This window comes from Methanoculleus oceani, assembly GCF_023702065.1.
In the GTDB taxonomy this organism is placed as follows: domain Archaea; phylum Halobacteriota; class Methanomicrobia; order Methanomicrobiales; family Methanoculleaceae; genus Methanoculleus; species Methanoculleus oceani.
Map to the genome: position 1 here is coordinate 676,629 of NZ_QFDM01000002.1, position 23,225 is coordinate 699,853.

The following is a 23,225-nucleotide window of genomic DNA, read 5'->3' on the forward strand; positions in this document are numbered from 1 at the left end:
AGAGAGTGCATGACGACGCTTGAAGACTACCTGGAGAAGAATGCCGAGCGGATCGACAAGGTGATCCACCGCTACTTCGGAGACGTCCACGGCGACCTATTCCGGGCGAGCGCCCACCTGCTGCTTGCGGGGGGCAAACGGCTCCGCCCGGCGGTCGTCATACTCGCCGCGGATGCGGTGAGGAAAGGAAGTTCGGACGACCTGATCCCGGCGGCGCTCGCGCTTGAACTGACCCATAACTTCACCCTCATTCATGACGATATCATGGACGGCGACGTCGTCCGGCGCGGTGTCCCGACGGTGCATACGGTCTGGGACGAGCCGACGGCAATTCTTGCAGGCGATGTACTCTACGCAAAGGCGTTCGAGTTCATCTGCCTCTCGGATGCCGAGAACCCCGCCAAAATCCGGGCAGTGAAGATGCTTGCCAGGACATGCACCGATATCTGCGAGGGGCAGAGCATGGATATGGCATTCGAGAAGAGGGACGACGTCTCGGAGCTCGATTACCTGGAGATGGTCAGCAAGAAGACCGGCGTGCTCTACGGCGCGTCCGCCGCCATCGGCGGGATCCTTGCCGGGGCAAACCCGGTCCAGGCCGATGCCCTCTACCAGTTCGGGGTGAACAGCGGCGTTGCCTTCCAGATCCAGGACGATCTCATCGACCTCCTTGCAAGCACCGAGAAGAGCGGCAAGGACCGCGCGTCGGATATCCGGGAAGGGAAGCAGACCCTGATAGCAATCAAGGCACGCGAGAAAGGGCTCGATCTCGCCCCGTACCGCAGAGAACTCTCGGGCGCCGAGATCGACGACCTGATCTCCCTCCTGCAGAATGCAGGCATCATCGAAGAAGTCCGGGCCGTTGCCGTCGAGCGGGCTGTCGTCGCAAAACAGGCGCTCTCGGTCCTCCAGGACTCCGAGGAGAAGCAGATTCTTGCAGAGATCGCCGATTACTTCATAGACCGGGGTTACTGATTCCATGGACGCGGATCTCGAGCATCTGCTCTTCATCTACGCGTTACAGAACGCGGTGAAGCACGACGCGGCCCCGAAGACCGGAACGGTCATCGGCACGGTGCTCGGCAAGCACCCCGAGTTCCGGAGTCGGGCGAGGGAGCTTGGCCCGCTCGCAGGGAAGGCGATCGCGGAGGTGGCGGCGATGAGCCAGTCCGACCGCAAAAGCCGCCTTGAAGCGATCGCTCCCGAGCTCCTCGCCGAACTCACCGAGACGCACGAACGCTCACGGGAACTCCCTGCCCTCGAGGGTGCCGAGAACGGCGTGGTGATGCGGTTCGCACCGAACCCGAGCGGGCCGCTGCACCTCGGGCATGCCCGGGCCTCCATCTTAAACGACTACTATGTCCGGCGCTACGGGGGGCGGTATGTCCTCCGTATCGAGGACACCGATCCGAGGAGGGTCGATCCCGAGGCATACGCGATGGTGCAGGAGGATATCGCGTGGCTGGGGCTCGGGATCACCGATATCGTCTACCAGAGCGACAGGCTCGATATCTACTACGACTGGTGCAGGAAACTCATCGAGCTTGGCGGTGCCTACGTCTGTGTCTGTGACGCAGAACGGTTCAGGGAACTCAAACTCAAGGGGAAGGCATGCCCCTGCCGGGAAGGGACGGTGGAGGAGAACCTGGAACTCTGGCAGCAGATGCTTGACGGAGAGTTCTACGAGGGCGACGCGACCGTCCGGGTGAAGACGGATCTCACCCACCCCGACCCGGCCATGCGCGACTACTCCGCGATGCGAATCGTGAACGCGCCCCTCCACCCGAGAGTGGACGCCACGGTCTTTCCGCTGATGAACTTCTCGGTCGCGGTGGACGACCACCTGCTCGGGATCACCCACGTGATCCGCGGGAAGGACCACATCGCGAACACGAGACGGCAGCGCTTCATCTTCGATTACTTCGGCTGGAAACCGCCGGTCTACCGCCACTACGGCAGGATGGGGATATCGGGCGTCGTCCTCTCGACGTCGGGGATGCGCGAGGGGATCAACAGCGGCATCTACACCGGCTGGGACGACATCCACCTGGGGACGATGCGGGCGATCGCACGCCGGGGTATCGAACCCGAAGCGGTCCGGAACGCCATGGTCGATATCGGCATCGGGGAGACCGACATCTCGTTCTCCTGGGAGAATCTTTACTCCCGGAACAAGGAACTCGTCGACCCGAAGGCGAACCGCTACTTCTTCGTGCCCGACCCGGTCGAGGTCGTCGTGGAGGGCGCTCCTCTCCACGAGGCCCACGCGGCCCTTCACCCGAACGACCCCTCCCGCGGGGTCCGCACCCTCGTCACCGCCGGAAGGGTGCTCCTCCCGAAGACGGATATCGAAGGGAAGAGCATGGTCCGCTTAAAAGACCTCTATAACGTCAGGATCGAGGGGGAGGGGGATACGCTGCAAGTATCCTACGCAGGCGACTCGCTCGAGGATGCCCGGCGCGAGAAGGCGCCGATCATCCAGTGGCTGCCGGCGGACGCGAAACTCCCCTGCACCCTTCTGCGGCAGGACGGGAACCTCGAGGGGTTCTGCGAACCGCTGGTCGCCGGAGAGATTGACCACGTCGTCCAGTTCGAGCGGATCGGGTTTGCCCGGATCGACTCGGCGGACGGCGGCCGGGTGAGCGCGTACTTCGCGCACAGGTGAGGAAGCGGAGGGACAGGCTCCCTCTTCGAACCGGTCCTGGGACGGCCGGCCGCTGAATGAGGGGCGACTCCCGGACCATCCGTTTTTCCAACCCAGGGGCGAGAGCCTGCCCGCCGTGCCGTTCGCCGGGGTTACACATTAATAACAAAATGTTCAAGATTGTATACAACGGCAGCAATATGAAGCGAAACACGTTCTATCTTCTGGCCGGTATCGTTGCGCTCGCCGAGGTCGGCATCTTCTGGCTCTCGGTGGATCTCGAGAGGCCGATCCTGATCCAGGTCGCGTTCGTCCTCGGTGTCCTTCTGCTGTATGCGGCGCGAAGGAGAGTCGAAGACAGGATAGAGGACGAACGGACGGCGATGATCACACAGAAGGCGGCGCTCCGGACGCTGGAGGTCTTCTGGGTGGTCTTCTTCGCGGTCAGCCTGGGGGGTGCGGTCGCTGCGTTTTCGAGGCCGCTCGGGTTGCGCCCGCCCCATCCTCCACTGGACCCTAACGCTACACATATGCTGGTGATACGGATAACGGATCCTGACGTCCTGCCTTTCGATCTCTTCGGCAGGTTTGCCGTCGGCCAGCTGGTACTCCTCTGCCTGATGATATTCCTGTACGTCGGGTTCAGGATGTACTACGCCCGCAAGTACGGAGAATGGGATACCGATGAAGAACAGGATTAAGGTCTACCGGGCGATGCACGATCTGACCCAGGAAGGGCTCGCAAACGAGCTCGGGGTCACCCGGCAGACCATCCTCGCCATCGAGAAGGGAAAGTACGACCCGTCGCTCGACCTCGCCTTCAAGATCGCCCGGTTCTTCGGCGTCGCTATCGAGGAGATCTTCCTCTACGGCGATACGGCAGAGCGGAAATAATCCCGGGGGAGCCCTCCCGGTGACCGGGGCCCGCTGCTGCGATCGTTTTTTAATGGCTCCGACGACGGAGCGGAGCACCGGGTTTGCCTCGTCTCTTACGCATCGACATATTCCGAAAGGCCGGACTGTTTTCTAAAAAATCCAGGGACGTCCGTCCGACATGCGCCTCGGTCGTCGATGGAGGCGCTCCGGTTCATGCACGGCAGGTTCCCCAACCCGGTTGCGAGTGAAAAGAACATGAAAACTGCCAGAACGATACCAGAGCAGCACCGATGCCATGCAGACAACACCATGAACTGGAGGCAGGGCCGATGAAGTATAAGTTGTGCGTCCTGATCCTCCTCCTCTCGGCAATCGTGGGGGCCGCTGCGGCGGCCGATACGTCGGCGGAGGAACAGATCGCGGTCACCGGGGTCACCGTCAATCCCGACGCGCTCATGCGCGGGGATACGGGCACGGTGACGGTCGAGATCAAGAACACCGGAGAGACAGGCGTTGCGAGCAGAATAGGAACAGGAAGAAGGGTGATTTCCATCCTTCTCCCCGGTGCGATCACGGCCTCTGAACCGCCGCCCTCTCCGCCTGCCCGGCGAGTTCCCGGAGCACCGCCCGTGCGAGATCGACGTTGCCGTAGTCCCGCTCGCGGGCGACGTCCCGGATGCAGGCCGGCACCTCGATGATCCGCTCCGCCTCCCGGATCTCGGATGCGAGCGCCTCAAGGTTCCTCCGCTCCCGCATCCGCTCCCGGTGCCAGGCCGCGGACCCCCGGTCGGGGTCGATTGCGAGGATCGCCTCGTAGCAGTCCATCGCCTCATCGTATCTGCACATGACCCCGAGCACCCAGCCCCTGCTCTGCCAGGCGACGATATGGTGGGGGTCCAGCGCGAGCGCCCGGTCACAGCAGGCGACGGCCTCGTTGTGCTCCCCGAGGTGCGCGAGAGCGTATCCCATTCTCTGCCAGGCCGTTGCATCCTCCGGATCGAGAGAGAGCGCCCGGTCAAAGCAGGCGGCAGCCTCGTCGTAGCGGCCGGCCTTGATGAGAGCAAACCCCTTCCGCCTCCATAGAACCGGTTCTTCGGGGGAGAGTTCAAGGGCCCTGTCGTAGCAGGCGATCGCCTTGCTGTAGTTTCTGGTGCTGCAGAGAGCCTGACCTCTGTGGTACCATGCTTCGGCACCCTCTTCTCTGGTCGCCATCGAACCTAGGGGGAGACCAACCCATAAGAACATTACCCGTATCCTCCGGGAACGTTTAAGACCGGTCGAGCGAGAGGTACCTGTAATATGACAGGTAAGATTCTTGTTGCCTATGCCACCCGCTACGGCTCGACCGCAGAGGTGGCGGAGGCGATCGGGGATGAACTCCGGAAGGCAGACGTTGCGGTCGATGTGCTGCCGGTGGGCGAAGTAGAGGATCTCTCGCCGTACCGGGCGGCCGTCATCGGGAGCCCGATCTACATGGGGAAATGGCTCCCGGAGTCGCAGGTCTTCATCGAGCGGCACCAGCAGCACCTGCGCACCATCCCGGTCGCCTACTTTGCCGTGGGGCTCACGGTCGCAGACGGGGGAGCAGAGATCCTCAGGAAAGCGGAAGCGTCGATGGACCAGGTCAGGATGCTCGTAACCCCCGTGGATGTCGGCGTCTTTCCGGGAAGGCTGGAGAGCGGCCGCCTATCCCTCACCGACCGGACCATCACCAAACTCATCAGGGCAAAGACAGGAGACTTCCGCAACTGGGAGGCCGTCCGCTCCTGGGCGGAGGCGGTGCGCCCGAGGCTTTCTCAGGACTGACAACAGCACCAAAATCCCTTATTTCTCATTCCAGCCCAGAGGAACGCAAGAAAAGGTGCTTATAGGACGACCACCCATCTCTAAAGACTATCAGGTGAACCGGGTGAACAAATATTCTTTTGTCGCGAGAATGCCCGACGAACCGGGCGCGCTGCACCGCGCGGCCGAGATCGTCAAGTCCTATTCGGGCAACATCATCCGCATCCAGTACGACCGCAGGATCGATCCCGCCACGGTCTTCTTCGAGGTGACCGCCACCCCGGAGACCTATCGCCGGATGAAGGAAGACCTCCACGCGATCGGCTACCTCCAGGAATCGCTGCCCACGCTCGGGTTTCTCAAGTTCTCAGTACACGTCCCCCACGAGCCCGGATCCCTCTTCGAGCTCCTCACCTACATCACCGGGGCGGGGGCAAACATCGCCTACATAGACTTCGACGACCGGCGGTGCGACCCGGGCAGGGTCACCATCAGCTTGAACGTCGAAGAGACCGCGATCGTGGAGAGCCTCCTCGACCGGTTGAAGTCGCAGTACCGCCTCGAGATCCTGGAGTACGACATGACCGGCGAGCAGCTCGACGACACCGTCTTCTACGTCAGGTTCGCCCAGGCGGTGCGGGGGCTGATCGGGACTGCCGAGGACGAGTTCCTGCTCTCTCTCCTGCAGGATGTCAACCACATCGTCCAGGAACTCAACAGCCTCGGCCAGGACCCGAAGGAGGTCTTCGAGTGCATCCTGCTCACCGGGAGGACGCTCCGGAACACAACAGGCGACCGGTTTTACGCGGACGTCCAACGCATCCGCTTGAGCGACGCCGTCGAGGTCTTCTGCTTCCAGATGCCGGGCGGCGGAAACATCTTCCTGCTCCGCGCTCCGGACGAGACCGTCATGATCGACACCGGATACGGGATCTACCACGAGGACGTCGTGCGGATGTTCCAGCACTACAACCTCGGGGATCTCAAAAAGATCAGGAGGATCTACCTCACCCATGCCGACGCGGACCACTGCGGGGCGGGCGGGCTCTTCGATGCGAACGCGTATATGCATGCCGGGTCCCGGGAGATCATCAGCCGGGCGAACCGGGCCTACGGCTCGCGCAGCGAGTCCTCGATCCTCGAAGAGGTCTACACGACCATCATCAACCTCTTCTCGCACTTCACTCCGCCGGAGAACCTGGAGGTCTTCCCGGCGGAGAGAATCGGCACACGCTCGATCTTTCCCGTCCTTGCCCGGATTAAGGTCCACGACCTCGAATTCGAGGTCCTCGAGTCCCTGGGCGGGCACATGCACGGCCAGGTCTACTTCTTCTGTCCCGGGCACGGGATCATCTTCACCGCCGATACGCTGATCAACTTCGGGAGCCTCGACGAAGACCGGAAACGCTACAACTCGCTGGCCGACTTCCTGGTGACGTCGGTCAACGTCGACAGCGACTGTGCACGCCGGGAGCGCAGGGCGTTGCTTGAACTGATCCGGAACCTGGACGAGGAACTCGCCCCGACCGGTCGCCGGTGCCTGATCGCGTGCGGTCACGGCGCCGTCTCCGTCCTCTCGGACGGGAAGATGGAAGCGGTCGCGCCGGTCGAGTGTTACCGGGCCAGGGAGTCAAAAGAGAGTTAGGCGGCAGCCCGGTTGCCGCTGGCGTACCGGACCCTCACCCCCGGGACGAGCTCAGTCGACCCGGACAAATCCCTCTTCCTCAACGATCGCCTGACCGTCGGGGCTGAGGATGAAGTCGATGTACGCCTTCGCAAGGCCGGCTGCTTCACCCTTCGTGAACATGAACACTTCGCGTGCGATCGGATAGGTTCCGGCCTTCACGTTCTCGATCGTGGGTAGAACGGCATCCCCGTTCACATCGACGGAGAGGCCCTTCACGGTGTTGTCGAGGTATCCGAGCCCGACGTACCCGACGGCACCCGGAGTCTGGGCGGTGGTCTGCGCCACAGCACCGTTCGAGTTCTTCTCAAGCTGGGTGTTGACGAAGTCCTCTTTCTGCATCACGGCTTCCTGGAAGTACTCGCGGGTTCCGGAAGCGCTGTCACGGCCGACGACGACGATCTGCTGATCCGACCCGCCGACCTGATTCCAGTTCGTGTAGGTGCCGTTGTAGATGCCCCGTATCTGATCCATCGTCAGGCTCTCAACGGTGTTTCCCGGGTTGACGATGATCGCGATGCCGTCGATGGCAACGGTGTGCCTGACGAGTTTTGGATACTTCTCCTTCTCGGCATCCTTCAGGTCGCGGGAAGCCATGCCGATATCGGCAGTGCCCTCGCCGACGGCCTGGACGCCGACGCTGGACCCGCCGCCGCTGACCCGGATATCGGCGCCGGCGTTTTCGGCCATGAACGTCTCGGCGGTCAGCTGCGCAATGGGGAGAACCGTCGTCGAGCCTGTGACCGAGAGGGTTCCGGAGAATTGGTCCGCCGGATCGGCATTTCCATCGGTACCTGCCGTACACCCGGTAAAGAGTGTGGCGGCAATGACGAGAGCGGCCAGGAGAGCAAGAAGCGCTCTGCCGTGCCGGACAGAAGATTGACCTGTCATGATAACTGGTGAGGGAGGGAGAAAATAGAGAGTTTATCGAAAGTAACCCTGGAGACACATAGTAAACCCATAAACTATTGAGATAGGGGCCATCTCCCCATCGTTACGCCGTCCCGCCGGATCGCTGCTCTCCGAGCAATGCAATCCCTGCACCGAGAACTACCAGGATCCCGCCGACCAGCAGCACCAGGGAGTCCAGCTGGACGAGGAGGAAGAGGCTTGAGATGATGCCGACGACCGGGATGACCGGCAGAGACCCTATGGCTCCCGGTATCCGGAAGGGGCGGGCCACATCCGGCGCACGATACCGGAGCAGAATCACGGATGCGTTGATGACGACGAATGTCACGAAAAGCGTGAAGTTGGTGATGTTCGCAACGAAATCGATCTCGCCGGCAAAGAGGAATACCATGGAGGCGAGTGCAACGGCAACGATGGCCGTCCAGGGCGTCCGCGTCCGGGGATGCACCCGGCCGAGGAACGCCGGAAGCGAGAAGGAGGAGGCCATGCCGTAGATGATCCGGGACGACGCCATCATCATCAGGAGGGCAGTGTTCGCCGTGGCGAAGAGGGCGATGACGGAGATGAGGGTGAACGCCGCAGGGCCGAGCGCGACGGACGCAACGTCGGCGAAGGGTGCCCGGGAGGCGGCGAGCTGCGCGGAGTCGACGACCGAGACGGCGGCGAGGGCTACCAGGATGTAGAGGAGGACGGAGACGGCAAGCGCGATCATCAGGGCAATCGGGACGGTCCGCTCCGGGTTTCTGGTCTCTTCCGAGAGTTTCACCATCTCCTCGAATCCCATATAGGCGAAGAAGACGAGTGCGGACGCCTGCAGGAGGCCCGGAACCCCATGGGGCATGTCGAGGTAGTCCACCTGCCCGAGGTGCGGGAGGCCGATCAGGATGACCATGACGATGCCCCCGACCTCGATAAGGGTCAGGGCGATGGCGACCCGGGCGGTCTCCTTGATGCCGTAGAGGAGGATCCCGGCAAGGAGGAGGATGATCAGGACCGCCGAGGGGATGACCGGAAACCCGACGAGGTCCGAGAAGTAGCCGGCAAACCCGAGCGAGACTGTTGCGGCGCCGAGGATGCCGGAGAAGATGATCAGCCACCCGACGACGAACGCAAGCCGCCTCCCGAAGGCGTTCGAGACGTACTCGAACTCGGCGCTTGCACGCGGATACATCGACGAGAGCTCGGCATAGGCGAGGGCGCTGAACGCGGCGATGGTGGCGGCGATGGCGAACGTCAGCCAGACAGCGTTGCCGGCCATGCCGGCCGCTTCCCCGAGCAGGGCATAGATACCGGCCCCGAGGATGATCCCCACGCCCGAGAGAGTGACTGCAGGCAGCCCGAGCTCCCGACGGAGCTTCGCGCCGGGATTCGAGGCATCCGGTCTTTCTTCGGCCATATGCTCTACCGTATGTGTCTGCACCATTTATGGGTATCCGGGAACGATCGGCAGGTCTGCACCCGGGGGAGAAACGGCGCAATCCATATATATGGGACCTGCCCATGCAGGCCTCCCTGCAGAGTAGGGGGAAGTGATCAGATGGCGCAGAATGTTATCGATATCCTGAAACAGGAGCACGAAATGGTGCTCTCGCAGCTCTCGGAACTCTCAAGCAAGGGCACGAGCAACCGGGAGCAGAAATACAACACCTTAAAAGAGAACCTTATGCCGCACATGATCGGTGAGGAGCAGGCCGTGTACCCGAAACTCATGGATTCGGGGATGCAGGAGATGGCTCTCGAGGCGATCGAGGAGCACAACGCGGTCAAGTCTCTGCTCGGCCAGCTCGACAGCGCATCCACATCGAAGGAGGATGTCTGGGTAGCGAAGATAAAGGTGATTCAGGAGAACGTGAAGCACCACATCAGCGAGGAGGAGGAGGAGATCTTCCCGCAGATGCAGGAGAAGATGAGCAGCGACGAACTCTCGAACCTCGGCAGCAGCTACGAAGAGGCAAAGAAGAGCGCGATGCCGGTTGCGACACGCTGAGCGCTCGGACGTTATCGATGCGGGCGGGTGCGCAAGCACCGATGCCCCTATTTTTTGGCCGGTTAGATCCGGCGAAATCGTTAAGTACCGCATCTCCTATTGTTCATTCAAAAGGAGGACATGTATGCCGCAGATTCTTGAATTCATCAGGGACGACCACGACCTTATCAGGGGTCTCTTCGACGAGCTCGAGAGCAATCCCGAGACCCGGGATGTTCGGTGCATTACGCTCCGTCGCGAGCTGCCGGGGCACATCTACGCGGAGGAGGCCACATTCTATGCGCGGCTCCGGGACGTTGTGCCGGAGGAGATCAGGCAATCGCTTCGGGAACACACCGATATTCGTGAAACGCTGGCCAGATTCGAGATGATCCCTCTCAGGGACGATACCTGGATGCCGGCGCTTGTCGGTCTCCGGGAACTGGTCGAGACACATTTCACCTTGGAAGAGAGGGAGGTCTTCAGCCGGGCAGAGCATCACCTCAGCCCGGCTGAACTATTCGGACTGGGGGAGATGTTCGAACAGGAAAAACAGAAAGCGGCACAATTCGCTGCAATATAACTGCCGGGATGGACGAGCGCCGGGTAAAAGTAAGGTTTATCCGACCCGGGTAAATAATAATATTTTACAATACTGTTTTGTAAATATATTTCCGTAAAAGATATTAGCACCGGAGACAGACTGGCCTTCAATGGGAGTTCTCATCACGAGCGGAAGGACGATCGCGCAGGGTAGAAAACTCTACTATAAAGACACGCCCGGATATTCCTACGAGACAGGGCGTTGTTTCGTCAACCCGTTCGATCTCCTGGAACTCGGGGCAGTGGCAGGGGACTCACTGCTCCTCTCGACCGGGACAGGAGAAGAAGTATTCATCGCCACGCCCTGCGAAGATCTCGTATCCGGAACCGTATTCATCCCCTGTGGGCCGCATGCAAATGCAATTCTGCACGCAAATACACGGGGAACCGGTGCCCCGGACTACAAATGGCTGGAGGGGACGCTGACACGGAGCAAGAAGCCTCCAAGGTCGGGCTGGGAGATCCTCATCGAAGAGGGCGGTGTCGCATGCCCTCCGGTGCCGGGGCCCCGCACCGGGGGAGACGGCGGCAGCGCCGCAACCATCCACGACGTTGCCTGCCCTCTCTGCGGGTGCCTCTGCGACGACCTCGTCGTGAAGGTCGAGGGCGGGGCCGTCACGTCCGTCGATAATGCATGTTCGCTGGGCTCGGAAAAGTTCCTGTCCGGGAGCCGCCTTAGATCACCAATCCTGAGGGACAACCAGTCATGGGGCCCAGTAGGGCTTGAGGAGGGTATCCGGTACACCGCAGAAGTGCTCGCCGGCGCCGAACGGCCGCTCCTCTTTGGGTGGAGCGGCACTTCCGCACGATCCCGGGGCTCACCTGCCGAGGAAGTGCAACGAGCACCTCGCGACGATCCCTACCATCGTCATCAATCCGTTCGTCTCGCTCAGCACCGCCTTTGCGGATCTCCATATCCCGGTTGCATGTGTGGGGATCGACTGCGAGGGAACGGGCTACCGGATGGATTCCGTCCCGATCCGGATGCGAAAGGTTCTCGACTCCGGCCTGCCGACCGACGAGGAGGTGCTGTCACGGATACTGCACCTCATACAGGAAGAACGACAGTCCCACTCCGCAAACGTCCTGGAAGCACAATCGCGGGAGGCACCGCCGGTATCATAGTGCGCCAGGTCTCCCGGGGCAGGTAAAGGTAATTAATTCGACAAATGTCAAAAGTTAAATAAACAATAACATCCACAGATAGGATAGTGCCCCTGCAACGGCGGCACATCCTTGAGATCCAATCATGGTTTGAAACCCTCTCTTCCATCGACGTAAAATCCCGGAACACCCGCGGCTCCGAGGACGGGGAGGAGTCGCACCGGGCATCGTGCCGGATGTCCCGGAAGGTGCTGCAAGAGAGTTTCATCGGGGACGGGGAGGCCGCTCCCCCTCTTCCTCAACCTGGTTTCTCTGTTTTGAGAGCGTCCTCTGGATATCTGCCGGAAAGGGAACACCAGGTCACAACCGGATCATTCTCGCTGACGCTCACGCCGAGAAACACTCAAAATGACGACAGAATCCGACGACGGGATGCTATTGTTGTAAAAACATGCGTTACGCAAAAGAGACAATCAAGAACAAACTACTGGCGTTCGCACAGTAAGATACTAGAAGAACAGTTTTCATTGTAAAGGGAGGTAATAGCAGCGAGCTGCACTTCCCGAGGGCTCTCGCACCTCAGTACAATACAGCACGTGAGAGGGCTTAACTTCTGGGTTCGGAATGGGTCCAGGTGTTTCCCCTCTGCTATGGCCGCTATTACCAGTGTCATCCGGACATGATGCGTCAATCGAGTCGAAAACCCCTGCGGGGTTTTCTCCCCCATCGACCGCTACGCGCCCGAATGGAAGCCAAGGCCCGGACTTGAACCGGGGTGTAGTTGATCTGCAGTCAACCGCGTGGCCGCTCCGCCACCTTGGCAAGCTGTGTTGCCTTACTATGTTGTCGCCCAATCTATTTAAGGGTTACACCCTTACCAGATCCGGCCATGAGGCGTTTATAGGTGCGTACTCCGGATTTCGTCTGAGTTCAGCGGAAGGCATCGGACGTTAGTACTTGCGGACTGAACACGTCGTTGCCTTCGTGCTTACATCCCAAGCCTATCAAACGGGTCTTTTACCCATGTCCTCAACGGAGTCTCTTTTTAGGTCAGGTTTCAAGCTTAGATGCTTTCAGCTTTTATCCCTTATCGCGTAGCTGCTCGGCATTGCCCTGTCGGACAACCGATCGACCAGAGGCGACGACGGAAAGTTCCTCTCGTACTATTTCCATCTTACCTTCAGACTCCTAACACTCCAGATAGATAGTAACCGACCTGTCTCACGACGGTCTAAACCCAGCTCACGATCCCCTTTAATAGGCGAACAACCTCACCCTTGGCCGCTGCTGCACGGCCAGGATGGAAAGAACCGACATCGAGGTAGCAAGCCGCCGGGTCGATATGTGCTCTTGCCGGCGACGACTCTGTTATCCCCGGGGTAGCTTTTCTGTCGTCAATGGCCCTCATCAATAAGGCTCATTGGTTCGTTAGACCCGAGTTTCCTCTCGCGATTTCTTGCTATGCGAAATCGCGTCAGGCCAACTTATGCTCTTGACACTCTCCTGTGAGTTTCTGACTCACATGAGTTGACCATAGGGCACCCTTGATATTTTTTCGAGGGTGTGGCGCCCCACCCAAACTGCCTACCTACCGTTGTCCTCTCCAAAGAGAGTTAGTGTTACAGTAAACCTAGGATGGTGTCTCATTGTTGGCTCCCCATCCCCCGGAAGGGATGGATCGACGCCTCCCATCTACACTGCGCAAGGAATACCGTAACACAGCGACAGGCTGCAGTAAAGCTCCACGGGGTCTTCACTTCCCATCTGGAGTCCCTAGTCTCTGCACTAGGATAAAATGTTCAACGGCTTCGTGTTAGGGACAGTAGGGCTCTCGTTAATCCATTCATGCAAGTCGCCAATTAAGCGACAAGGTACTACGCTACCTTAAGAGGGTCATAGTTACCCCCGCCGTTTACGAGTCCTTCGTCCGGTTGAACCCGGTGTTCAGATACTCGCACTGGGCAGGAATCAGTGACTATACTAATCGTTTCCGAGTTGCAGTCACCTATGTTGTTATTAGACAGTCAGAGCCCCCTGGTCACTGCGACCTGCCTGATCGCCAGGCAGGCACCCCTTATCCCAAAGTTACGGGGCCAATTTGCCGAGTTCCCTTAACACGATTAAACCGACACGCCTTAGCCTTTTCAGCTAGGGGCACCTGTGTCAGATCTCGGTACGGACATTCATCCCCCTTTTCACGGGCTCCAGGAATTTGCCGAGTTACCCCATCACGCCTTCACTCGCTTCTCACCATGGCGGTACTCCACGAGCTTGAACGCTTGGACAGGGCGACGACCCTGCCCGGCATATCCCGAAGCGTCAGGGCATAACGCTACGGATGAATGGTACAGGAATATTAACCTGTTTCCCTTTTGACGTGCTCGAATTACGACACATCTTAGGACCGACTAACCCTCGGCTGACGAACATTGCCGAGGAAACCTAGCCCCTCCGGCGGTTGGGATTCTCACCCAACTTTGCTTCTACTAATGCCAGAATTCTCAATACTACCCGGTCCACAGGAGCTTACGCCCCTGCTTCTGCCCAGGCAGCACGCCTCTCTACGCCATCACGCTTGCGCGTGGTCCGTGGTATCTGTAGTAGGCTTTAGCCCCGTCCATTTTCAGTGCCCCAAACCTCGACTGGTAAGCTGTTACGCACTTTTTAAAGGATAGCTGCTTCTGAGCTCACCTTCCAGTTGTCTTTGGCCTGGGACGCCTTTCAGTGTTGACACTTAGCCTACATTGAGGGACATTAACCACGGTCTGGGTTGTCTCCCTTACGCATTACAAGCTTACCCCGTAATGCGGACTGCCAGCCTTCTTCGACGACGGGGAATTTGGAGTTTGACAGGGGGGTGAGGGATTTCTCCCCCAGCTCCCCCAATCAGTGCTCTACCTCACCGTCTATCTCCAGCCAGGTCATGCTACGGCATGTTTCGAGAGGAACCAGCGGATGCCCAGCTCGATTAATCTTTCACTCCTATACGCAGGTCACGCGAATGATTTGCATATCAAAACCGCCTGCGGTCCTCCACGCGCCTTTCGGCACGCTTCAACCTGCCCACGCATAGATCGCTAGGCTTCGGGTCTTATCCTGCAGACTCCACGCACTTTTAATACGTCGTCCCATGCCCGAGGGCTACGGACCTGTTGGTTTCCCTTCGGCTCCCCTTTTGGGTTAACCTTCGCCTACAGAATAAACTCTCTGGCCCGTTCTTCAAAACGTACGTTACGACACTGGCAACCACGCCCGTACTACCGCCTCGCGACGGGTTCCTTCACGTGGAAGATCCTTTGGCGCCGTAACTCACCATCACCTATCAGTTTCAGGCGCTTTTAACCACCTTTCAAGGGTTACTTTTCAGCCTTCGCTCACGCTACTAATACGCTATCGGTTTCGAGTAGTATTTAGCTTTGGAGGTTGATGACCCCCAGATTCCCGCGAGAATTCCGACCCGCGGTACTCAAGACACTACCAGGATACCTTGGCTTACACGTACGGGACTATCACCCTCTTTGGTGCCACATTCCAGAGGACTTCCGTTTGACCTTGGTACCCAGACGGTAGGCTTACTACACCACATCTCCCTTGCGGGATTCGGTTTGAACTCTGTCGTGTTCGATCGCCTCTACTAACGACATCTCGGTTGATTTCTTTTCCTCCCCCTACTAAGATGTTTCAATTCGGGGGGTTCCCGATCCTTACGGATCAACACCGAAGTGTTGGGATGTCCCATTAGGGAATCTCCGGATCGTAGACTCCATGCGTCTTCCCGGAGCTTATCGCAGCTTGGCACGCCCTTCTTCGGCACTCGAACCGAGCCATCCACTGATAGGCATATCGCCATTCCGCTGAACTCATTTAACGTCCAGAGTACGCACCTATACACAGCTTCTTCAGGTCAAAGACCTTCAGCCCTTCCCCGGTGACTCTCATCTCCGGGTGCATTGAAGGCGGGACCGAATCCGTCCCGCCCAGTGGACTCAGGGGGATTTGAACCCCCGGCCTCCGCCTCGCAAAGGCGGCGCTCTTCCAACTGAGCTATGAGCCCGAGTCTCTCCGTTGACATCGGCAATTTTACGTTTTGTTCAGCAACCGCTTGCCCCAAGTAATTTCATTAGGAGGTGATCCAGCCGCAGATTCCCCTACGGCTACCTTGTTACGACTTAACCCCCCTTGCGGAACCTAGATTCGACTGCGGCAACAACCGCAGCCTCATCCAAACCCCACTCGGGTGGTTTGACGGGCGGTGTGTGCAAGGAGCAGGGACACATTCACCGCGTTATTTTGAAACGCGATTACTACAGATTCCAGCTTCATGTGGGCGAGTTACAGCCCACAATCCGAACTACGGACAGGTTTAAGAGATTGCCTTCACCTTTCGGTGTCGATACCCATTGTCCTGCCCATTGTAGCCCGCGTGTAGCCCGGATAATTCGGGGCATGCTGACCTACCGTTGCCCATTCCTTCCTCCTCTTTAGCAGAGGCGGTCCCAACAGTGTCCCCATCAGTCCGGAGACCATGCTGGCAACTGTTGGCGTGGGTCTCGCTCGTTGCCTGACTTAACAGGATGCTTCACAGTACGAACTGACGACGGCCATGCACCTCCTCTCAGCTAGTCATGCAGAGTCTTCAGCCCGGCAATCATTCCGCTGTCTTATCCGGTGAGATTTCCGGCGTTGAGTCCAATTAAACCGCAGGCTCCACCTGTTGTGGTGCTCCCCCGCCAATTCCTTTAAGTTTCAGCCTTGCGACCGTACTTCCCAGGCGGCACGTTTCACGGTTTCCCTTCGGCACCTCGACGACTCGTGGTCGTCGATACACCTAACGCGCATCGTTTACGGCTGGGACTACCCGGGTATCTAATCCGGTTTGCTCCCCCAGCTTTCGTCCCTCACTGTCGAAGCCGTTCTGGTGAGGCGCCTTCGCCACAGGTGGTCCCTCGAGGATTACAGGATTTCACTCCTACCCCCGAAGTACCCCTCACCTCTCCCGGTTCCAAGATTACCAGTATCTCTTAGACGCCCGACGGTTAAGCCGTCGGATTTCCCAAGAGACTTAGCAACCCAGCTACGAACGCTTTAAGCCCAATAAAAGTGGCCACCACTCGAGCCGCCGGTATTACCGCGGCGGCTGGCACCGGTCTTGCCCGGCCCTTTCTTCAGGTGTGTTTTAGACACCTGGACAGCCTGCATATACAGGCACTCGAGGTTCCCTTATCACGGTTGCCCGCATTGTAAAGTTTTCGCGCCTGCTGCGCCCCGTAGGGCCTGGATTCGTGTCTCAGAATCCAACTCCGGGCTCTTGCTCCCACAACCCGTACCGATTACTGGCTTGTTGGGCCATTACCCCAACAACAACCTAATCGGCCGCAGATCCATCCTAAGGCGTCGGAACTTTGGGTTACAAAGCATTCCAGCATCTGTAACCTATAGGGTATTATCCTCAGTTTCCCGAGGTTATCCCCTTCCTTAGGGCAGGTTATCCACGTGTTACTGAGCAGTACGCCGAGGGCCGAACCCTCTCGACTCGCATGGCTTAATCGAACCCCGATAGCAGTGACCTCTGGCAGGATCAACCAGAATTTGAAGTATGCACACTACTGTAAACTTGGGAGGAATTAGCGGTTACTGAACAAATTTCCGCATTGCCAATGCCAACGTCAGAATCAACCCGCTCTTGTGCGGTCGCGTTGATTCCCCATCAACAGGAAAACAATGTTTAGTTTATGAGTACTTAAACATATGTTTCCTGTATCGGATTCGAGTTTTTGATAACTCGGATCTTCATGTCCTTTTTTGAATACAGGGAAACTTGGCCCGAATCGAACCGGGACATTCCACCTGCGCAGGAATTAACGTTTGTATTTCATTCCATATAAACGTTCTCATCCTACTTCAGGAGTCATTCCGGAAATTCAGAATGAATCTCCGGCCCGATCACAGAACCGGGTCAGAACACAGCGTTCCGACCCCCCTGCTTCACCTGTGCGGGAATTAATGTTTGCGATTAATCACATATAAACATTACGTTCCTGCTTCAGGATTCGAACCGGGAATCCATCGTATATTCCCGGTCCGATCGTACCAGGCTGCCCGAATTGTGCGAGCGCCGATACATCTTGTGAGAATATACGTTGAATCTCCAGACATATAAACATTGTCAACCCGTATCAGTCCCGGGTCGACGCCCGGGACCTCACAACGGTTGAAGGGGCACCAGACCAGACCACCCGGAACGGGCTGCACGGTCTGACGCCCTGACAACACAGCCTTACAATGTTGTCGTCAATGCCATATATACATTTCCCTGCTTCGTCGGATCCAAGCACATGACTTGGACCCCCATATTCGTTGGGGACATCGGGCATTCTGCATTCGGATGCAGAATCGAGCACGAAATTTGCTCCCAACTTGACTATTACATGTTGATGGCGGAGGTATTTATACATTTACCCCGCACCCAGACAAAAACGGCATCCCGGCACAGAACTGCCCGGGGTTGCTGCTGTTTGGACTGCAATGAACACCCGGAGCGCAGGAGATGTTGCCACGCGCGCAGCGTCACCGATTCGGGATACAGCAGATTTCTCGACAAAATCGAAGGATCGGAGGCAGCAGACCGGTCTCTGCTCACCGCGCCGCGGATGCCGCGGCGGGGCCGTCCTCTTCGTCGCCACCCTCGGGGATGTGGTCGGCGACATAGATCTCACCGAAGAACTCATCCTGCCAGAGGGCAAGCCTACCCTCAAGCATCAGGAACAGGAGCGGGATGTAGACCTCGCGACGGGTCCGCCCCATTGCCCCGGACAGGTCGCCGAGCGTCAGGATATCCCCGTTCTGCGCAGCCCGCCGGAATTCCTCCATCACGATCGAGACCGCCTTCTGGTAGCCCTCATCGTGCGCTACCGCCACCACGTCTCCGGCACTGAGATCGAGATCCGGTTCCCGGGCGACAGTTGCCCTTCTGCGCTGTTTCCGGCGCTGCTCCTTCTCTGCCGTCTTCAACTGCTTGATCAGTTCGTAGAGCGTGACCGGCGGGCGTTTCCGCAGATTCTTTCGCCCCAGGCGACGCTGGATCTCCCGCTCCAGGCGGCCCATCGGCTCTAGCTCGCCGGCCGACTCGAAGTCGAAGCCGAGATCGGCAAAGGACTCCTCCTCCTCGTCCGCAAATGATTCCTCGTCCTCATCGCCGTCCCACCCGTCGAGATAGTCCGACTTCAGGCGCAACAGGCACGCGGCATAAAAGAGCGTCCTCCCCGAGACCCGCAGATCCAGTTCCTTACGGCGGTCGAGTTCGGCGAGAAACCGATCCGTCACATCCACGATATCGATGTTCCAGGGATCGACCTCTCCCCGCTCGGCCATGCCCGCCAGGATCTCGACAGGTTCTTCATCCATTGTTCTGCACACCGGTCACGTACGTGCTCTTGTCCGGGCGGATCGTCACTCCCACGATGCGGTCGGCGCGCTCGATCATCGGCTTCCTGAGCGATACGATGATCGACTGCGCGTTCCCTGAGAGTTCGTTCACCATGGCAGCAATCCGGCCGACGTTGTTCCCGTCAAGGAACATATCCACCTCGTCCAGCGCGTAGAACGGCGCGGGCATGTACTGCTGGATGGAGAAGATGAACGCGAGCGTGGTGAGCGACTTCTCGCCCCCGGAGAGTGAGGAGAGGAGATGGACCTTCTTGTCACGCGGCTGCACTGCAAACGTCATGCCGCCGGAGAAAGGATCGTCCTCATTATCGAGGATCAGTCTTCCGCTCCCTTCGGTCAAACGCGCGAAAATGTCCCGGAAATTCGTATCGATCGCGTTAAAGGCCGTCATGAAGGCATCGTACTTCATCTTCTCGTACTTCTCGATCCGCTCGAGAAGCATCATCCGCTCCCGCGAGAGCACCTCCTTCTTTTCGGTCCTCTCCTCGACGCGCGCCGCGACCCGGTCGCACTCCTCGATCGCGAGCATGTTCACCGCACCGATCTTCTTTAGCGCACGCTCGGCTTCCGCAATTCCGGCATCGATCGCAGCGAGGTCGAGGTCGGTCTCCACGTCGCCGGCCTGCTCCCGGAGCATCGAAAGTTCCGCCAAGAGCGAGCGTTCCCGTTCCGCGAGTGCATCGATCTGCATCCGGATGCGCTCCATCGCACCCGAGAGTTCGAGAGCACGCTGGTCCAGCACCCGGATCTCGTCGAGGATCCGGTCCCGCTCTTCGTGCAGGCCGGCAAGCTCGTCGGAGAACTCCTTCTGACGCGCCTCGAACTGGACGATCAGGCGGCGCTGGCTCTCGATCTGCTCCTCTGTAGCCGTGATCTCGCCGTCGATCTCCAGGTTCTTTGCCTCCAGGCGGCTCCGCTCCGCGGCGAGCTCCTCGATGCGGTTTGCGAAGTGCTGGCGCTCGCGTTTGGCGTCGGTGATGTCTGCATCCTTATTCCGGAGCCGGCGCTCGATATCCTCGACCGCCTTACGGAGCAGCTCGTACTGCTCGGTGAGAACGGGGATCTCGGTGTCGTTGAGTTTCTTCTTGAGGTCGTCGACCTCTGCAGAGATCCGCGCGATCTCGCCGGCAGTCCGCTCGAGATCGGTCTCGAGCCGCGCAAGCTCCTCGCCGCCGGTCTTCGCGCTCTCGAGCATCTCCTGCAGGGTCGCTTCAAGGGTCTGTTTTTCCCCCGCAAGCACCTCGGTGCGCTTCTGGAACTCCTCCACGAGCATGCGGTAGCGCGCAACCTGTTCGTCGACCGCACTCCGCTCCGCCCGCTTCGCCTCCGCAGCCACGGCAAGGCGGCCGATGGACGCCTCGATCTCCCCTGCCTCCGCCTCGAGGCCGGCAAGCGTCGCACGGACCCGCATGATCTCGTCGTCGACCGCCACCCCGAACCCGCGGACCTTCTTTGCCTGAGAGCCGCCTGTCATGGCGCCGCTCTTCTCGACGAAGTCCCCGTCCAGGGTGACCATCTTGTACCGGCCCATCAGCCGCCGCGCCCGTTCGAGGGTGTCCACCACCACCGTCGCGCCGAAGACGACCCGGAAGGCACGGTCGAACGCCGGGTCGAACTCCAGGAGGTCGACCGCGTAGCCGACGATACCCGGGTCCGCCTCGAGCGGCGAGAGGATCGGGGGCCGGAGCTTGTTGAGCGGCAGGAAGGTGACCCGCCCGAGACGGTTCTCCTTTAAGTAGCGGATCGCATCGGCCGCCACCGCATCGGTATCGACGACCGCCCAGCGGAGCCGGCCCATCGCCGCCACGTCGAGCGCGGTCGCGTACTCCGGTGGCGCCCGCCCGAGCTGCGCAACGGTGCCGTGGACGCCCTCCATCCCGAGGACGACGTCCATCGCCTTCCCGCCAGCATCGCCGTGCGCCTGCTGCTGCGCCTCAAAGCGCATCAGGCTCTGCTCGTTCTCCCGGATCTCCTTCTTCAGCCGGTCAAGCGCCGACCGCCGCGCAAAGAGCGTACTCTCGGCCTCGGAGAGGTCGCGCTCGATCTGGCGCTTCTGTGCCTCGCAGTCGGCCATGCAGGAAGAATAGTCCGTGACCTGCGCCTGCTTGTTCTCCAGTTCCTCCTCGACCTGGCGGATGCGCGCATCCAGGCGCTCCCGCTCCGACGTCCGCATCCGGCTCTTCTCGATGAAGAGGTCCTGTTCGCGGAGGATCTTCGCCCGGAGTTCCTTCCGGCTCTCGAGGTCCTGCAGCCGGGCGAAGAGCTGGTCCTTTACTCCCTCGACCTCCTTGCTCTCGCTTGCGATACGCGCCTCGACCGCCGTCATCTGGTCGCGCTGCGTCGAGAGTTCCATCGCGAGGTTCGCCCGGTCGATCGAGAGGTTGCGGATCTGCCCGGCGCATTCCTCGACTTTCGCCTCGGCGCGCCTGCTGTCCATGTAGACCCGCTGGACCGCTTCGAGGTTCTCTTCCCGGCTGACCTTCAGTCGTTCGACGGTCTTCTCGCCGAGCTTGATCCCGCCCCGCGCCTCTTCGAGCCTTCCGACGAGTTCGAGGTATTCGGGGCCGCTCTTGCGATTAATCTCCTCGTCGACGGCATGCTGGCGCCCGCGCGCCTCCTCGAGGCTTGTGCCGAGAGCCTCGACCTCGCCGGCGTTGCGCTCGAGCGCCGCCTGTTGGTCGTGCATCAGGCCATGAAGGGTGCCGATCTCCTGCTCTTTCTGCCGGACGAGCGCCGCACCCCGGCACTGCCCGAGGTGTTCCAGCTCTTCCTGCCACCGCCGGTACTCGACAGCCTGCTCGCGCTCGTGCTGAAGCGCATCCAGCCGCGCCACGAGCTCGTTTAGGAGGATCTCCTCGCGCTCGATCCGCTCCCGCACCACCTCGAGCTCCGAGAACGCCTGTTCGCGCTTGTGATCGAACTCGGCGACACCTGCGATCTCGTCGACGATCTTTCGCCGCTCCCCGTCGCTCATCTCCATGATGCGGGTGATATCCCCCTGCATCACGACGTTGTAGCCCTCCGGTTTGATCCCGATCTTCGCGAGGAACTCGATGACCTCGCCCTGCTTGCAGAGGCGGTTGTTCAAATAGTTGTAACTGTAGTATCCCGTCGGCGTCCGCTTGATCCGGCGACGGATCGTCGTGCCGTCCGAGAACGTGACCGTCACCTCGGCGGTGTTCTTCCCGGAGTTGACGTTGATCAGGTCGGTCAACTTCTCGGCCCGCAGCCCCCGCGCACCCGAGAGGGCCAGGACAAAGAGGATGCTGTCGATGATGTTGCTCTTTCCGGATCCATTCGGGCCTGAAACGACAGTGAATCCTTCAAAAAAAGGAATTTTCGTCTTTCTGGCGAAAGACTTGAAGTTGTCGATCTCAAGCTGCGTGATGTACAAGGACGAGACTCCCTTTACCTATCGATCGAGATCGACCGTGTCATCCTCTTCAGCATGGATGACGTCGTCAACTTCACGCGTCTTCTGCTCGACGAAAAGCTTCCGTTCCGATGACTTGCCGCCTTTCCCCCGGCCCTTCGCAGGGACGCTTCGGGTTCCGGTGCTGGCGACGATGTACTCCGAGGTTCTCCTCGGCTCCGGCTTCAGCGTCCCGTCGTTCTGCATGATGAGTTCGAGATCCCTCTCTTCTTCCGGAGCGGGGGCAGGCGGCCGCTTCTCTGCCGGACGCGCGGGGCTCCGGGGTTCGGCGGCACGCACGGGCCTGGATTCGGCGGCGGCTCGGGGCTCTGCCTGGAGCATGGCCCCGGCCTTCCTCTCTTCAGCCGCCGCAGGCTTTTTCCGGCGCTCCTCAACGTCGCGGGACAGTTTCATCGCCACGGACTTGACGTCCAGAACCTCTTCCGTCAGGCCTTTCACCAGGGCCTCGAGCTCCCGCACCTTCCGCTCCAGATCGCGCAGGCGCTCATCTCCCGCCTCCGGTATCGGCGGTTCCTTATATTCTTTCATCGTCTCCATCTCCTTCTCGCGCTCCGCGAGTTCTCGCTCAAGAAATCGTATCCTCGCATCTTTCTGCGCCATGACTCTCCCTCAAATTAATCCTTGATAATAATTACGTAATAATATTACTATAGATTCCTCAAAAGAAGAATTATTACATTTTATCCGGGATGCGGCAGAAGAATCACCGGCAGCACCGGGCAGGCGACCGTATGAACAACCACGTATAAAAGAAAGAATATTACCTCACTAA

The 23,225-nt window shown here is 59.5% G+C and carries 15 protein-coding genes, 2 tRNA genes and 3 rRNA genes; 9 read left to right on the forward strand and 11 right to left on the reverse strand.

Annotated elements, in window-relative coordinates; translation table 11 throughout:
* The first annotated feature begins 9 nt into the window (after positions 1–9).
* The 4 genes from DIC75_RS08405 (at position 10) to DIC75_RS08420 (ending at position 3,538) form a co-directional block, all read left to right on the forward strand.
* Positions 10–975, forward strand: coding sequence for a polyprenyl synthetase family protein (locus DIC75_RS08405; RefSeq protein WP_250987577.1), 966 nt, complete (start codon positions 10–12; stop codon positions 973–975).
* A gap of 4 nt (positions 976–979) precedes the next feature.
* Entirely contained in the window at positions 980–2,665 is a 1,686-nt protein-coding gene (locus tag DIC75_RS08410; protein WP_250987578.1) for a glutamate--tRNA ligase, read from the forward strand.
* 179 nt (positions 2,666–2,844) lie between these two features.
* The gene (locus DIC75_RS08415; protein WP_250987579.1) at positions 2,845–3,345 is read left to right on the forward strand and encodes a DUF2178 domain-containing protein; all 501 of its coding nucleotides are present in this window, start codon (positions 2,845–2,847) and stop codon (positions 3,343–3,345) included.
* Positions 3,329–3,538 (forward strand): helix-turn-helix transcriptional regulator, encoded by a 210-nt coding sequence (locus DIC75_RS08420; protein ID WP_250987580.1) that lies wholly within the window; start codon positions 3,329–3,331, stop codon positions 3,536–3,538. The genes DIC75_RS08415 and DIC75_RS08420 overlap by 17 nt, the downstream gene beginning before the upstream one ends.
* Positions 3,539–4,090: 552 nt before the next feature.
* Here the strand turns inward: DIC75_RS08420 and DIC75_RS08425 are convergent.
* Positions 4,091–4,732 (reverse strand): tetratricopeptide repeat protein, encoded by a 642-nt coding sequence (locus DIC75_RS08425; RefSeq protein ID WP_250987581.1) that lies wholly within the window; start codon positions 4,730–4,732, stop codon positions 4,091–4,093.
* Between the two features lie 87 nt (positions 4,733–4,819).
* Here DIC75_RS08425 and DIC75_RS08430 point away from each other — a divergent pair, with 87 nt between their 5' ends.
* Together DIC75_RS08430 and DIC75_RS08435 are read left to right on the forward strand one after the other, a co-directional pair.
* Complete coding sequence (locus tag DIC75_RS08430; protein ID WP_250987582.1) at positions 4,820–5,326, forward strand: flavodoxin domain-containing protein; 507 nt, start codon at positions 4,820–4,822, stop codon at positions 5,324–5,326.
* A gap of 130 nt (positions 5,327–5,456) precedes the next feature.
* Positions 5,457–6,950 (forward strand): MBL fold metallo-hydrolase, encoded by a 1,494-nt coding sequence (locus DIC75_RS08435; protein ID WP_250987583.1) that lies wholly within the window; start codon positions 5,457–5,459, stop codon positions 6,948–6,950.
* Between the two features lie 51 nt (positions 6,951–7,001).
* On the opposite strand, the gene DIC75_RS08440 is transcribed toward DIC75_RS08435, so the two are convergent.
* Entirely contained in the window at positions 7,002–7,880 is an 879-nt protein-coding gene (locus DIC75_RS08440) for a phosphate ABC transporter substrate-binding protein (protein WP_250987584.1), read from the reverse strand.
* Between the two features lie 103 nt (positions 7,881–7,983).
* Positions 7,984–9,297 carry an APC family permease gene (locus DIC75_RS08445; RefSeq protein ID WP_250987585.1) on the reverse strand — a complete coding sequence of 438 codons (1,314 nt, stop codon included), beginning with the start codon at positions 9,295–9,297 and terminating at the stop codon, positions 7,984–7,986.
* Positions 9,298–9,438: 141 nt separating this feature from the next.
* Here DIC75_RS08445 and DIC75_RS08450 point away from each other — a divergent pair, with 141 nt between their 5' ends.
* The 3 genes from DIC75_RS08450 (at position 9,439) to DIC75_RS08460 (ending at position 11,595) form a co-directional block, all read left to right on the forward strand.
* Positions 9,439–9,888 carry a hemerythrin domain-containing protein gene (locus DIC75_RS08450; RefSeq protein ID WP_250987586.1) on the forward strand — a complete coding sequence of 150 codons (450 nt, stop codon included), beginning with the start codon at positions 9,439–9,441 and terminating at the stop codon, positions 9,886–9,888.
* A 124-nt stretch (positions 9,889–10,012) separates the two neighbouring features.
* A complete protein-coding gene (locus DIC75_RS08455; protein ID WP_250987587.1) occupies positions 10,013–10,450 on the forward strand; it encodes a hemerythrin domain-containing protein in 438 nt (145 codons plus the stop codon).
* 803 nt (positions 10,451–11,253) lie between these two features.
* Complete coding sequence (locus tag DIC75_RS08460; RefSeq protein ID WP_250987588.1) at positions 11,254–11,595, forward strand: hypothetical protein; 342 nt, start codon at positions 11,254–11,256, stop codon at positions 11,593–11,595.
* Positions 11,596–12,114: 519 nt separating this feature from the next.
* Here DIC75_RS08460 and rrf read toward each other — a convergent pair.
* The 8 genes from rrf to DIC75_RS08500 form a co-directional block, all read right to left on the reverse strand.
* A 5S ribosomal RNA gene (gene rrf, locus DIC75_RS08465) occupies positions 12,115–12,236 on the reverse strand.
* Between the two features lie 88 nt (positions 12,237–12,324).
* Positions 12,325–12,396 (reverse strand) — tRNA-Cys (locus DIC75_RS08470).
* A 108-nt stretch (positions 12,397–12,504) separates the two neighbouring features.
* A 23S ribosomal RNA gene (locus tag DIC75_RS08475) occupies positions 12,505–15,432 on the reverse strand.
* A 123-nt stretch (positions 15,433–15,555) separates the two neighbouring features.
* A tRNA-Ala gene (locus DIC75_RS08480) sits at positions 15,556–15,628 on the reverse strand.
* A 68-nt stretch (positions 15,629–15,696) separates the two neighbouring features.
* A 16S ribosomal RNA gene (locus tag DIC75_RS08485) occupies positions 15,697–17,163 on the reverse strand.
* The 16S, 23S and 5S rRNA genes sit together here with 2 tRNA genes alongside, the layout of an rRNA operon.
* A gap of 1,047 nt (positions 17,164–18,210) precedes the next feature.
* Positions 18,211–18,978: a segregation/condensation protein A gene (locus DIC75_RS08490; protein WP_250987589.1), complete on the reverse strand. Its 768-nt coding sequence runs from the start codon at positions 18,976–18,978 to the stop codon at positions 18,211–18,213.
* Complete coding sequence (gene smc, locus DIC75_RS08495; protein ID WP_250987590.1) at positions 18,971–22,414, reverse strand: chromosome segregation protein SMC; 3,444 nt, start codon at positions 22,412–22,414, stop codon at positions 18,971–18,973. The genes DIC75_RS08490 and smc overlap by 8 nt, the downstream gene beginning before the upstream one ends.
* Before the next feature lie 18 nt (positions 22,415–22,432).
* Entirely contained in the window at positions 22,433–23,053 is a 621-nt protein-coding gene (locus DIC75_RS08500; RefSeq protein ID WP_250987591.1) for a DUF7518 family protein, read from the reverse strand.
* Positions 23,054–23,225: the final 172 nt, after the last annotated feature.